15 protein-coding genes are annotated in these 12,594 nt (G+C 68.3%); 9 read left to right on the forward strand and 6 right to left on the reverse strand.

Annotated elements, in window-relative coordinates:
* Positions 1 to 32: 32 nt before the first annotated feature.
* On the reverse strand, positions 33 to 1,112 hold the full coding sequence (locus ACYVKL_RS03550; protein WP_379171183.1) for an alkaline phosphatase family protein: 1,080 nt from the start codon (positions 1,110 to 1,112) through the stop codon (positions 33 to 35).
* Between the two features lie 89 nt (positions 1,113 to 1,201).
* Positions 1,202 to 1,882 (reverse strand): TetR/AcrR family transcriptional regulator, encoded by a 681-nt coding sequence (locus tag ACYVKL_RS03555; protein WP_379171181.1) that lies wholly within the window; start codon positions 1,880 to 1,882, stop codon positions 1,202 to 1,204.
* Positions 1,883 to 2,024: 142 nt separating this feature from the next.
* Here ACYVKL_RS03555 and ACYVKL_RS03560 point away from each other — a divergent pair, with 142 nt between their 5' ends.
* The 5 genes from ACYVKL_RS03560 to ACYVKL_RS03580 all read left to right on the forward strand — a co-directional run bounded on the left by ACYVKL_RS03560 (position 2,025) and on the right by ACYVKL_RS03580 (position 7,169).
* A complete protein-coding gene (locus ACYVKL_RS03560) occupies positions 2,025 to 3,176 on the forward strand; it encodes an acyl-CoA dehydrogenase family protein (protein ID WP_379171179.1) in 1,152 nt (383 codons plus the stop codon).
* A gap of 29 nt (positions 3,177 to 3,205) precedes the next feature.
* On the forward strand, positions 3,206 to 3,955 hold the full coding sequence (gene fabG / locus ACYVKL_RS03565; RefSeq protein ID WP_379171177.1) for a 3-oxoacyl-ACP reductase FabG: 750 nt from the start codon (positions 3,206 to 3,208) through the stop codon (positions 3,953 to 3,955).
* A 74-nt stretch (positions 3,956 to 4,029) separates the two neighbouring features.
* Positions 4,030 to 5,187 carry an acyl-CoA dehydrogenase family protein gene (locus ACYVKL_RS03570; RefSeq protein ID WP_379171175.1) on the forward strand — a complete coding sequence of 386 codons (1,158 nt, stop codon included), beginning with the start codon at positions 4,030 to 4,032 and terminating at the stop codon, positions 5,185 to 5,187.
* Between the two features lie 33 nt (positions 5,188 to 5,220).
* Positions 5,221 to 6,705 carry a long-chain-fatty-acid--CoA ligase gene (locus tag ACYVKL_RS03575; protein WP_379171173.1) on the forward strand — a complete coding sequence of 495 codons (1,485 nt, stop codon included), beginning with the start codon at positions 5,221 to 5,223 and terminating at the stop codon, positions 6,703 to 6,705.
* 11 nt (positions 6,706 to 6,716) lie between these two features.
* The gene (locus ACYVKL_RS03580) at positions 6,717 to 7,169 is read left to right on the forward strand and encodes a MaoC family dehydratase (protein ID WP_379171171.1); all 453 of its coding nucleotides are present in this window, start codon (positions 6,717 to 6,719) and stop codon (positions 7,167 to 7,169) included.
* Positions 7,170 to 7,229: 60 nt separating this feature from the next.
* On the opposite strand, the gene ACYVKL_RS03585 is transcribed toward ACYVKL_RS03580, so the two are convergent.
* Complete coding sequence (locus ACYVKL_RS03585; protein WP_379171168.1) at positions 7,230 to 8,123, reverse strand: YdcF family protein; 894 nt, start codon at positions 8,121 to 8,123, stop codon at positions 7,230 to 7,232.
* Positions 8,124 to 8,357: 234 nt separating this feature from the next.
* On the opposite strand from ACYVKL_RS03585, the gene ACYVKL_RS03590 reads away from it, so the two are divergent.
* Positions 8,358 to 8,825, forward strand: coding sequence for a carboxymuconolactone decarboxylase family protein (locus tag ACYVKL_RS03590; RefSeq protein ID WP_357202155.1), 468 nt, complete (start codon positions 8,358 to 8,360; stop codon positions 8,823 to 8,825).
* 29 nt (positions 8,826 to 8,854) lie between these two features.
* Here the strand turns inward: ACYVKL_RS03590 and ACYVKL_RS03595 are convergent, their stop codons facing one another.
* Entirely contained in the window at positions 8,855 to 9,706 is an 852-nt protein-coding gene (locus ACYVKL_RS03595; RefSeq protein ID WP_379171165.1) for an NAD(P)H-binding protein, read from the reverse strand.
* Positions 9,707 to 9,792: 86 nt separating this feature from the next.
* On the opposite strand from ACYVKL_RS03595, the gene ACYVKL_RS03600 reads away from it, so the two are divergent.
* Both ACYVKL_RS03600 and ACYVKL_RS03605 read left to right on the forward strand, forming a co-directional pair.
* Positions 9,793 to 10,251, forward strand: a complete 459-nt coding sequence (locus tag ACYVKL_RS03600) for a MarR family winged helix-turn-helix transcriptional regulator (RefSeq protein WP_379171163.1) — start codon at positions 9,793 to 9,795, stop codon at positions 10,249 to 10,251.
* Positions 10,248 to 10,523 (forward strand): Lrp/AsnC family transcriptional regulator, encoded by a 276-nt coding sequence (locus tag ACYVKL_RS03605; protein WP_213560441.1) that lies wholly within the window; start codon positions 10,248 to 10,250, stop codon positions 10,521 to 10,523. The genes ACYVKL_RS03600 and ACYVKL_RS03605 overlap by 4 nt, the downstream gene beginning before the upstream one ends.
* A gap of 6 nt (positions 10,524 to 10,529) precedes the next feature.
* Here ACYVKL_RS03605 and ACYVKL_RS03610 read toward each other — a convergent pair whose 3' ends face one another.
* A complete protein-coding gene (locus ACYVKL_RS03610; protein WP_213560442.1) occupies positions 10,530 to 10,841 on the reverse strand; it encodes a hypothetical protein in 312 nt (103 codons plus the stop codon).
* Between the two features lie 107 nt (positions 10,842 to 10,948).
* Between ACYVKL_RS03610 and ACYVKL_RS03615 the strand changes: the two genes are divergently transcribed.
* Positions 10,949 to 11,482 (forward strand): phosphoribosylanthranilate isomerase, encoded by a 534-nt coding sequence (locus tag ACYVKL_RS03615; RefSeq protein ID WP_379171160.1) that lies wholly within the window; start codon positions 10,949 to 10,951, stop codon positions 11,480 to 11,482.
* A 4-nt stretch (positions 11,483 to 11,486) separates the two neighbouring features.
* Here the strand turns inward: ACYVKL_RS03615 and trpD are convergent, their stop codons facing one another.
* Entirely contained in the window at positions 11,487 to 12,542 is a 1,056-nt protein-coding gene (trpD, locus tag ACYVKL_RS03620) for an anthranilate phosphoribosyltransferase (protein WP_379171157.1), read from the reverse strand.
* Between the last annotated feature and the right edge of the window lie 52 nt (positions 12,543 to 12,594).

Below are 12,594 nucleotides of genomic sequence, written 5' to 3' on the forward strand. Positions count from 1 at the left end.
CGCTCCTTGTGAGCAGTGGCGCTACGTGGTGGCTACTTGCCGAACGATCCACCGCTCGATCCACTGGCCACCAGACACAGCGGATTGTTGACCATGAGCATCTGCGCCGAACCCGACGACGAACCGGTGAGGCCGGACTCGATCGCGGGCGTGTTCGGCACGGCGGCGGCCGGATCACCGGAACCGCCCAGGCGCACCGAACGGCCGTCGGAATTCGGATCCGCCGGGGCGCCCAGCAGATCCAGGACCGTCGGGGTGACGTCGGCCAGCGTGAAGCCGTTGTTCTGCGCGCCCGCCGCGAAGTCAGGGCCGCGCGCGATCATGAAACTCGCTGTCTCGTAGGCGCTCTGACCGCCGTGACCGCCCTCGGGCTTGTGCCCGTGGTCGGTGGTCACCAGGATCGTCCAGCGCTCGTCGGCGTGCGCGCGAGCGCGGTCGTCGACCGCCTTGGTGATCTTGCCGACCAGCGTGTCCACCCGGCCGATCGCGTCCCGGTACGCCTGCGGCCAGATGCCGCGCAGGGTGTGGCCGACGATGTCGACCTGATCGAGGTGGGTGAACGTGAAATCGGTGCCGCTGTCGGTGATCGCGGAGACCACCTGCGCCGTGGCGTTCGAATCCGCCGTCGTCTCACAGACTCCAGCGCCGGTCGGATCGACCTGCGTCACCGACACCTTGTCCGCCGCGGGACTGCCGGTCCGGGCGATCATGCCGATCTTGTCCCAGGTGCCCAGCGACGCGGTGGACAGGCTCGGCTTCGCCCGCTCCAGCTGCGTGAACACCGTCGGATACTGCGCGAAAGGGGCGGGGGTGCAGGTCGAGTCGTTGTCCTTGATGCCGTGCTTGGTGTCCCACACCCCGGTCAGCGCCGTCGCCCAGGAGACGCACGACATGGTGGTGTGCGGGGCGATGGAGGTGCGAGCCAGGGTGCCCTGCGCGGCGAGCAGACCCAGGTTCGGGGCATTGGCCGCCTGCACCTCGCTCCACAGCGTGCCGTCGATGCCGATCACCACGACCTTGTTCACCACGGGCGCCGAGGTCGCCGGGGCGGCCGTCGCCAAGGGGAATGCGGCCAGCGCGGCGGCGGCCACCAATGCACGAGTACGAGACATGCGGCGCAACATAGCCGGAGTTCGGCACTTTCGCAGCAAATTCGGACAATTGACCAAAATCGTCTCGCTGAGTGCGACGGCGGACGGGCTCAGTCCCGGTCGGAGCGCGGATTCGCCGAGCGCGACAGCCGGCGCCGCGCCCGCTCCTTCGCGATGGTGTCGAAGCGCAACTGCAGGCCGTCGAGGAACGCGGACAGCGCCAATTCGAAACTCTCGGAGTCGATTTCGTCGGCCTTGGCGCGCAACAGGTGAGCCTGTTCCAGATGTGGATAGCGGTCCCGATAGACCTGCACATCGTCGACGAAGCCGCGGGAGAACGAGCCCATCGTCGCGCCCATGACCAGATAGCGGGTGGCCGCGCCGATCATGGTGGCGTCGCGCGGCGGCCAGCCCGCGGCAACAAGGCCACCGTGCACGGCATCGGCGATGCGCAGGTTCTCGTCGCGGGTGCCGGGACCCGCGGCCAGGAAGGCGACGAAATTGGGGTGGCGGACCAGGGCGTCGCGGTAGGAGTGCGCCCAGTGCGTGATGCCCGCGCGCCAGCCCTGATCGAAGGCCGAGGCGTCGACCCGGGCCATGAGCACCCCGCCGATGTCGTCGAGGACGGCGTCCTTGGTGGGGTAGTGGGTGTAGAGGGAGGCGGCCTGCACGCCCAGTTCGGCGGCCAGCTTGCGCATGGACAGTTCGGCGAGGCCGTCGCGGTCGATCAGGCTCAGCGCGGCGTCGCGAATGCGTTCGCGGCTCAGCAGCGGCACTTTCGGCCTGGCCATGCGGCGCACCTCCTGCGGTCGGGCGGCACCGGCGGCGCTCCGTGGACCTCGAATTTAGCACCCGGTCCTTGATGAACCGAACACTGTTAGGATAACGTCGAGTCATAAACCTAACACCGTTTGGTTAGGAGCTATCGCAACCATGGACTTCGAACTCGGCGAAGCACAGCGCGAAATGCGCGAGCTGGCCCGCGCCTGGGTGAACAAAGAGGTCGTCCCGCACGCCGCGGCCTGGGACCGCGCCGAAGCGGTGGACACCGCCATCGTCGGCAAACTCGGCGACATGGGCTTCCTCGGCATCGAGATCCCCGAGGAATACGGCGGCTCCGGCGGCACACCCCTGGACTACTGCCTGCTGCTCGAGGAACTCGGGCGCGGCGACAGCTCGGTGCGCGGCATCGTGTCCGTCTCGCTCGGGCTGGTGTCGAAGTCGATCAAGACCTACGGCACCGAGGCGCAGAAGCGGCAATGGCTGCCGCGGCTGTGCGCCGGACAGGCGCTGGGCTGCTTCGGCCTCACCGAACCCGGCACCGGCTCGGACGCGGGCAGCCTCACCACCAAAGCCGTTGCAGACGGCAAGGATTGGCTGCTGTCGGGCACCAAGGTCTTCATCACCAACGGCACCTGGGCCGAGGTCGCGATCATCTTCGCACGCACCGGCGGCCCCGGCCCCAAGGGCGTGACCGCGTTCCTGGTGCCCATCGACGCCCCCGGCTTCACCCGCACCGAGATCAAGGGCAAGCTCGGCCTGCGCGGCCAGGCCACCGCCGAACTGGTCCTCGACCAGGTCCGGGTGTCCGACGCCAACCGGCTCGGCGAACTCGGCCAGGGCTTCAAGATCGCCATGGCCGCCCTCGACAAGGGCCGCATGGGCGTGGCCGCCGGGTGCGTCGGCGTCGCGCGCGGCTGCCTCGAGGAATCGGTGAAATACGCTGGGCAGCGCGAACAGTTCGGCAAGCCGATCGCCTCCTACCAGCTGGTTCAGGAACTCCTCGCCGACATCGCCGTCGACGTCGAGGCGGCGCGGCTGCTCACCTGGCGGGTCGCGGACCTGGTGGCCAAGGGCAAGCCGTTCGGCACCGAGGCCTCGGTCGCCAAACTGTTCGCCAGCGAAGCCGCGGTGAAGGCCGCCAACAACGCCATCCAGGTGTTCGGCGGATACGGCTACATCGACGAATACCCCGTCGCGAAGTATCTGCGCGACGCGCGCGTGCTCACCCTCTACGAGGGCACCAGTCAGATCCAGAAACTGCTCATCGGCCGCGCCCTCACCGGCGTGAACGCCTTCAACTGACACCACTTCACGGACAGGGAGATTCACACATGTCGAAAGTCGCAGTCGTGACCGGCGCCGCGCGCGGCATCGGCGCCGGCACAGCCGCCCGCCTGGCCGCCGACGGCTTCGCCGTCGCCATCGTCGACCTCGACGAGGCCGCCTGCAAGGACGCCGTCGACGCCATCGCCGCCGCCGGCGGCACCGCCATCGCGGTGGGCTGCAACGTCACCGACGAGACCCAGGTCGCCGCCGCCTTCGAACGCATTGCCGCGGAACTGGGTTCGGTCGACGTGCTGGTCAACAACGCGGGCGTGCTGCGCGACAACCTGCTGTTCAAGATGTCGGTCGACGACTGGGACCTGGTCATGTCCGTGCACCTCAAGGGCGCCTTCCTGTGCACCCGCGAGGCGCAGAAATACATGGTGAAGCAGAAGTCCGGCAAGATCGTGAACACCTCCAGCGTGTCCGCGCTCGGCGCCCGCGGGCAGGCCAACTACTCGGCCGCCAAGATGGGCATCCAGGGCCTGACCCGCACGCTCGCCATGGAATTGGGGCCCTTCGGCATCAACGTCAACGCCGTCGCGCCCGGATTCATCGTCACCGAGATGACCGACGCCACCGCCGCGCGAGTCGGCGTCTCGCCCGAGGAGTTCCGCGCCGAGGCCGCCAAGATCACCCCGCTGCGCCGCGTCGGCGAGCCCGCCGACATCGCCAACGTGGTGTCGTTCCTCGTCTCCGACGACGCCTCCTTCGTCACCGGCCAGACCATCTACGTCGACGGCGGCCGCCGCCTCTAACGCAGGCCAACTCTCGGGGGCTCTCAGGGGCTTCCCCTGAAACCCCTTTCACGAACGATTTCCGGAGCAATTCAATGCAGAGAACAGTTTTCGACAAAGACCACGAGGCTTTCCGCGAGACGGTGCGGGCCTTCCTCGAAGCCGAGGTCGTGCCCGTCTACGACCAGTGGTACGAGCAGGGCATCGCGCCCCGCGACTTCTACTACAAGCTGGGCGAACTCGGCGTCTTCGGCATCGAGGTGCCCGAGGAGTTCGGCGGCGCGGGCATCGAATCCTTCAAGTTCCAGGCCATTCTCATCGAGGAATGCGCGCGCGCCGCGGTCTCGCTCGGCGGCTCCGGCGTGCACGTCGGACTGTGCCTGCCCTACATCCTGAACCTGGCCACCCAGGAACAGAAGCAGCGCTGGCTGCCCGGCTTCGTCTCCGGCGAGACCATGTTCGCCATCGCCATGACCGAACCCGGCACCGGGTCGGATCTGGCCGGAATGCGCACCACCGCCAAGCTTTCCGCGGACGGCACGCACTACGTGCTCAACGGTTCCAAGACCTTCATCACCGGCGGCGTGCTCGCCGACCGCGTCATCGTGTGCGCCCGCACCGCCGCACCCGCCGAAGGCGATCGCCGCCACGGCATCTCACTGTTCGCCGTGGACACCAAGTCGGCGGGCTACACCGTCGGCCGCAAGCTGGACAAGCTGGGCCTCAAAGTCTCCGACACCGCCGAGCTCAACTTCACCGACGTTCAGGTGCCGGTCGAGGATCTGCTGGGCGAGGAGCACAAGGGCTTCTCCTACCTGGGGCAGAACCTGCCGCAGGAGCGGGCCTCCATCGCCGTCGGCGCGTATGCGCAGGCCAAGGCCGCGATCCGGTTCGCCAAGGAATACACCCGGCAGCGCAACGTTTTCGGGCAGCCGGTCGCCAGCTTCCAGAACACCAAGTTCGAGCTCGCCGCCTGCCAGGCCGAGGTCGACGCCGCCGAGGCCGTGGTCGACCGCGCCCTCGAGGCCCTCGACAACGGCACCCTGACCGCCGCCGACGCGGCCTCGGCCAAACTGTTCTGCACCGAGGTCGCGCATCGCGTCATCGACCGCTGCCTGCAGCTGCACGGCGGCTACGGGTTCATCAACGAATACCCCATCGCCCGCCTCTACGCCGACAACCGGGTCAACCGGATCTACGGCGGCACCAGCGAAGTCATGAAAATGATCATCGCCAAGGACATGGGGCTGTAGGCCCGGCACCCCGACTCGAACCCCGAGGTATCGATGAACGCGACACTCTCCCTGGCCAGCATTCTCGCCGAACCGGCGTGGCGGCGACCCGACCACCTCGCCCTCATCGAGGGCGAGCAGCGCATCACCTTCCGCGAGCTGTGGTGGCAAGCCCGCGAACAAGCCGGCGCGCTCATCGAACTCGGGGTGCGACCCGGCGACCGGGTCGCGCTCATGGGACCCAACACCGCCGACTTCCCGCGCGCCTACTACGCCATCCTGGCCGCGGGCGCGACCGTGGTTCCAGTGCACCTGCTGCTCACCGCCGACGAGGCCGAGTACGTGCTGCGCGACAGCGGGGCCAAGCTCATGATCTGCCATCCCGTCGTGGAGGCCGTCGGCAAGGAAGCCGCGGCGCGCGCCGGCATCGACTGCGTCAGCCCGAAAGAACTGACCGGCGAGGCGATTCCGGCTTACGTGGCACGCAGCCCGCTCGACACCGCCGTCGTGTTCTACACCAGCGGCACCACCGGGCGGCCCAAGGGCGCCGAACTCAGCCACCTCAACATGGTCATGTGCGCGACGGTCAACGCCTTCGACGCCAACGAGGTCGAACGCGAGGACATCGCGCTCGGCGCGCTGCCGCTGTTCCACGTGTTCGGGCAGACGGTGTCGATGAACTCGCACTGGCGGCTCGGCGCCACCCTGGTGCTGCTGCCCAGATTCGATGCGGCACAGGCCATCGAGCTCATGGTGCGGGAGAACGTCAACACCTTCCACGGCGTGCCGACCATGTACCACGGGCTGCTCGACGCCGCGAAGGACGCGGCAGCGCTGCCCACGCTGCGACTGTGCATCAGCGGCGGGGCCGCCATGCCGCCGGTCATCATCGAGGAATTCGAGAAGGTGTACGGCGCACACATTCTCGAGGGCTACGGCCTGTCGGAGACCTCGCCCACCGCGACGGTGAACCAGCCGCTGCTGGGCCCCGAGACCGGCACCGTCGGGCATACGGTGTGGGGCGTGGAGGTCGAGATCGCCGATGCCGCCGTCCGCGATCGCATCGACCTGCAGCCCGCCGGCACCCTCGGCGAGGTCGTGGTGCGCGGCCACAACGTGTTCAACGGCTACACCGGGCGACCCGACGCCACCGCGGAAGTCATGGTGGACGGCTGGTTCCGCACCGGCGACCTCGGCATCAAGGACGAACACGGCTACCTGCGCATCGTCGACCGGATCAAGGAGATGATCATCCGCGGCGGGTTCAACGTGTACCCGACCGAGGTCGAGGCCGCGCTGCTGCGGCACCCGGACATCGCGCAGGTCGCGGTGATCGGCGTGCCCGACGAGACCTACGGCGAGGAGATCCTCGCGGTCGTCGTCCCCTCGGGGCCGCTCACCGCCGAGGACGTCATCGCCTACGCGAAAGAGCATGTGGCCCGGTACAAGTACCCGCGCCGCGTCGAATTCGTCACCGAACTGCCGATGGGCCCCACCCACAAGATCCTCAAGCGCGAACTGAAGCAGCGCTACATCTGAAGGGCAGCACCATGATCGACTTCAGCGACTTCGACACAATGCGCGCCGCCGCCGGCACCGAACTCGGCGTCGGCGACTGGATCACCGTCGACCAGCGGCGCATCGACACCTTCGCCGACGCCACCGACGACCACCAATGGATCCACGTCGACGCCGCCCGCGCCGAAAGCGGACCCTACGGCCGCACCATCGCCCACGGCTTCCTCACCCTGTCACTGGTGGTGCCGATGACCGCGCAGATCATGTCCGTCAGCGCGGCGAACATGGCGATCAACTACGGGCTGAACAAGGTTCGCTTCATCAACCCCGTGCTCGTGGACAGCCGCATCCGCGGCCGCCTCACCCTCGACAGCGTCAGCGACATCCCCGGCGGCGTGCAGGCCGTGCGGACCATGACCGTCGAGATCGAGGGTGTCGACAAGCCCGCCTGCGTCGCCGAGAGTATCGCGCGCTACCTCGCCTGACTTCCCGGACACCGAAGGCCCGCCGATCGAATCGATCGGCGGGCCTTCGGTTTTCCGCTATTACCTCACGCCCGGTCCGAACGGCTGCGCCGACAGCGGCGCGGAATCCGGGGTCAGGGTGGCGACCACCGAGATGCCCGCGGCCTGGAAATTTGTCAGCGCGCGGGCGATGTGGTCGGCCGAGGTGATCAGGATCGCGGCGTGCGCGCCGATCACGTCCATCAGGTGCGCCGAGAAGGCCGCGTTCTGGACGGTCGAATTCGCCTTGGTCTCGGCGTGGATGCGGTTGCGGTCGATGCCGTGGTCGACCAGCCAGTCGGCCATGGCATCGGCCTCGGTGACGCCGTTCTGCGGATTGCCGCCGGTCACGATGACCGGGGCCTGCGGCGACAGCAGCGCCGAGACGTAACCGGCGTAGAGGCGGGCCATCAGTTCCGGGCGCATCTGGCCGTCGGGGAGCAGGCCGTAGCCGAGCACCACGATCGCGGTCTCCGGGGTGAACAGCGCCGGCAGATCGAGGCCCGGCAGGTCCATGCCGGGGATGCTGAAGGTCCTGAGCGAGTCGAAGGTCGCCGGCAGATCCTGGGACAGGCCGAACACCGGATCGATCTGCGGCGGCCGGTCCGCCGAGTCGCCGGGCAGTAGCCGAGTCTGCGATGCGACCGGTTGCGGGGCTCCCCACTCGGCCGGCGCCTCGGTCCCCGATTCCGTGACTGGCGGAGCCGGTGATTCCGCGGGAGCCGGGTTCACCGCTTCGGCGGCGTGCGCCGGGGTCGCCACGGCCGCGAGGGCGATGACGGTGGCCCCGGGGAGCAAGGCGTGCAAGGTCTTGGTGCGCAAGGTGTTCGGAGTCTCGCGGTGATGTCGGCCGGGCAGGGTGCGCCGCAGCTGCGGACGGACTCCCTGCCATTGGCCCGCGGGCGTGATACGCCGATGTCTGCCTGATTCGAGCATCGCAACCCCCTAGGTAGCCGGTATGTGACTACTGGTCGGTTCACAATCTACCGATCCATGATCGCGCGAGACCCCGACGCGCGGAGGCGAATTCGCGAAATCAAGATTCACATGTCTGGCCAGACCCTACTTCTCGGGGGTGACCGGTCTCACACCCGGGTCGATGTCACACCCCTGCGAGCCACGTCGTCAACCTCATGAAGCCAACGAACACCCGCGAGAAAAGAGAGAACGATGACCCGCTTCGCCCTGTACGAGAACGAGATCGCCGCCAAGTTCACCAAGCGCATCGTCACCGCCGCCCGCGTCGTCGACGACTCCACCCTGCCCAAGGCCACCCAGGAACTGGTGAAGATCCGCGCCTCCCAGATCAACAACTGCGGCATGTGCCTGGACATGCACACCAAGGACGCCGCCCACGCCGGCGAGACCCCGGTCCGCCTGGCCATGATCGCGGCCTGGAAGGAATCCACCGTCTTCACCGAACCCGAGCGCGCCGCCCTCGCCCTCACAGAGGAAGGCACCCGCCTGGCCGACACCTCCTCGGCCATCACCGAGGACACCTGGGCCCAGGTCCGCAAGCACTACGACGACGACCAGATCGGCGCCCTCATCTCGCTGATCGCCACCATCAACGCCTGGAACCGGCTCAACGTCATCTCCGGCCAGCTCGGCGGGGAGTACACCCCCGGCCAGTGGTGAACGCCGGCCCGCCACTGGCGCACGTGGATTCAGTGCTCGAACGCGGCGCGGTGCGCCTCGCACCACGCCGCGAAGGTGCGCGGCGGGCGGCCCAGCAGCTCGGCGACCGTGCCGGTGCGAGCGCCGACGGTGTCGGCGCGCAGCAGGGCGAAGCCCTCGACGATCGCCGCGGCCAGGCGCGGGGGAGCGCCCTGCGGGAAGCGGGCCGCCACCGCTTCCTCCGGTGTGGTCACCTCGCGAATCTCGAGGTCGCGGTCCAGGATTCGAGACAGAACGGCGACCTGCTCGCCGAATGTCAGGCTCTCGGGGCCGGTCAGGTGATATGACTTCCCGGCGTGGCCGGGCTCGGTCAGGCAGCGGGCCGCGACCTCGGCGATATCGGCCGGATCGATCGGGGCGAAGCGGCCGGGGCCGGACGGGTCCAGTAGTGGGTCACCCGAGCGGAGATTCGGGATCCATTCCAGGGCATTGGACATGTAGCCGCCCGGACGCAGGATCGTGAACGGAATTCCGCTGGTGCGCACCAGGTTCTCGCGCTCATGATGCCAGCTGCCCATGGCGGGCAGCGGATCGATCAGGACGTGCGCGGAGGAGATCAGGACGATCCGCCGCACACCTGCCCGGTCGGCGGCGCGCAACAGTGTGCGGGTGTGGTCCAGGCCGATGCCGGGGACCAGGAGGAACAGGGCGGTGACGCCGGTCATGGCCCGGTCGACGCTGTCCGGATCGTCGAGATCGCCCAGGGCGGCCTCGGCGCGGGCGGGCAGGGTCGCCGCGCGGGCCGGATCGCGGACCAGGGCACGGAAATCGATGTCGCGGGTGTCGAGGATGCGGGTGAGTTCGCGACCGATGTTCCCGGTCGCTCCGGTGAGCAGTAGCATGACATCTCCAGATCGTTAGCCGTCTATCGAAAAACGCTAGACGGCTAACGATCGGACGTCAATGCCCGCACCCGAACGGAGGCTTCGTGCCCGCCGACGACCCAGCCGACTTCCTCGATCTGCACGGCCGCACCTCGAAAGTGCTGCGCGCCTTGGCCGATCGCGATATGCGCCGCCACGGCCTGCACCTCGGCCAGAACCACGTCCTGGCCGTGCTGTGGGACAACGACGGCCGCACGCCGGGGGAGATGGCGGCCGCACTGAACGTCACCACGCCGACCGTGGTCAAGATGGCCACCCGCATGGCCGCCACCGGACTGCTCACCCGCCGCCAGGACGACCAGGACAAGCGGCTGGTCCGGCTCTGGCTCACCGATCACGGCCGCGAACTCCGCGAACCCGTCGAAGCCGACCGGAAGGCCCTGTCGGACAAGGTCACCGCCGAGCTCACCGACGCCGAACGCGCACACCTCATGTCCGCGCTCGCCAAGATCCACCGCGCCGCCGCCGACCTGCTCGGCGAACCACTAGAGTTGGGCACATGATTACCGCGATTGTGTTGATCTCCGCCGAACCGGATCGGATTCCGGAGACCGCGCAGGAACTGGCCGATATCAAGGGGGTGACCGAGGTCTATTCGTGCGCGGGGGATGTGGACCTGATCGCCAAGGTCCGGGTGCGCGACCACGAGGAGATCGCCGACGTCGTCACCGGGCACATCAACAAGACCCCCGGCGTGCTACGCACCGCCACCCACATCGCGTTCAAGTCCTACTCGCGCGCCGACGTGGAAGCCGGATTCTCGATCGGCGAATAGCCGCGATCAGCGCGTCTGCACCGACGCGCCCAGCGCGCGGCCGCTGTGACCCGGCTCGATGATGTGCGTGACGCCGCCCTTGCAGCCGGGGAACAGATACACATTGACCCGCTGGTCGGTCGCATTGGCGACGGTCAGCCGATGCGGCATATGGCGGACGGTCACGCACTCGGAAGGGATGCCGTAACTCCGGCCGTCCACGGTGAGTGCCCCGGCATCGGTCCCCTCGGCACGGGCCGACGGGTGAGCGGCGCTCACCGAAACACCGAGGCCCAGGAGCACGACCACCAGGCCGGGTAGCACCACCGCGTATCGCATGCCGGAACTGTAACGCCGCGGCGGCCGCTCGAACGCCCTCGCTCCGCCGAGTTACCGGAACTCCCAGGACACTCTGAGCCAATCTCTCAGGGGAAGGCAGGAAACCCATGTTCGTCAAAGTGTGCGGACTGACCACCGAGGAACAGATCGACTGGGCCGTCGAACTCGGCTACACCGCCATCGGCGTGGTCGGCACCACCAAGAGCAAGCGGTACATCGAACCCGCGCGAGCCCGCGAACTCGCCGCCCACGCGCGCGGCAAGATCCGGTCCTTCATGGTCGCCTTCGACCGCAGCGAGGTCGACGAAGTGATCGACGACTTCGACGTCATCCAGCTCTACAACTGGACCGACCTGCCCAACCTGGCCTACTGCTCGTCGGTGCCGCCCGAGCCCGAACAGACCTGCGAGTACTTCTTCTACGACGCCAGCGCCGGATCCGGCGTCTTCGCCGAATTCCCCGACTGGCTCGAGAAAGTACCCGGCCAGGTGGTGCTGGCCGGCGGCCTGACCCCGGACAATGTCGCCGAGGTCGTCGCCGCCCACCGGCCCTTTGGCGTCGACGTCTCCAGCTCCCTCGAAACCGCGCCCGGCATCAAGAGTTTCGATGCCATGCGCCGGTTCATCGAGGCCGCGACCTAGACGGCTAGTTCGCGCCCAGCTCGTTGGAGACGGTGACCCACTTCTCCAGCAGGGCGGTGGCCGCACCCGAATCCACCGTCTCGGCCACCCGCTTCAGCGCCTCGGCCAGCTTGGCGTGCAGATCGCCGTGCACATCGTCGGCGGTCAGGTCGAAGGCGACCAGCGCCGCCGCCGAATTCAGCAGCACCGCGTCGCGCACGGCACCCGGCTCCCCGGCGAACATGGCGCGCGCGATCGCCGCGTTCGTCGCCGCGTCGCCACCCTTCAACGCCGACGGATCCACCCGCTCGATACCGAGAGTGGTTGGGTCGATGGTGGTTTCGTGCAGCTTGCCGCCCGCGACCACCCACACGTCACTGGTGTCGGCGGTGGTGATCTCGTCCAGGCCGTCATTGCCGCGCACCACCAGGGCCGAGGCGCCGCGCTCGGCGAACACGCCCGCGATCACCGGCACCAGCTCCGGGAACGCGCAGCCGATCAGGCCCGCGCCCGGCTGCGCCGGATTGGTCAGCGGGCCCAGGATATTGAAAACCGTCGGAATCCCGATCTCGCCGCGCGCCTGCGAGGCGAACCGCAGCGACGGATGGAACACCGGCGCGAAACAGAAACCGATGCCGGTCCGCTGCACGCACTCCTCGACCGACTCCGGGCCCAGCGCGATCTTCACGCCCAGCGCCTCCAGCACGTCCGCGCCGCCACTCTTGGAGGAGGCCGCGCGATTGCCGTGCTTGATCACCGGAACCCCGCTGGCCGCCACCACGATCGAGGACATGGTGGAGATGTTCACACTGCCCGAGCGGTCACCACCGGTGCCGACGATGTCCACCGCCGCGCCGTCGTGGCGCACCCGGCGCGCGTGCGCGAGCATGCCGCCCGCCAGACCGTTCAACTCGGTGGGGGTCGGGCCCTTCATCTTCAGGGCCACGCCGAAGGCGGCGATCTGCGCGGAGGTGGCGTTATCGGAGAAGATCTCGTTCATCGCCCACGCGGCCTCGTCCGAGGACAGGTCGTTGCCGTCGGTGAGGATGCCGAGAATTTCTCGCCAGCTGCGCGCGCTCATTGCCTACTCTTCCCCTTGCCGGTCCATGCCGGACACCAGTGTGGTTGCGGCA

This window comes from Nocardia tengchongensis (assembly GCF_054781395.1).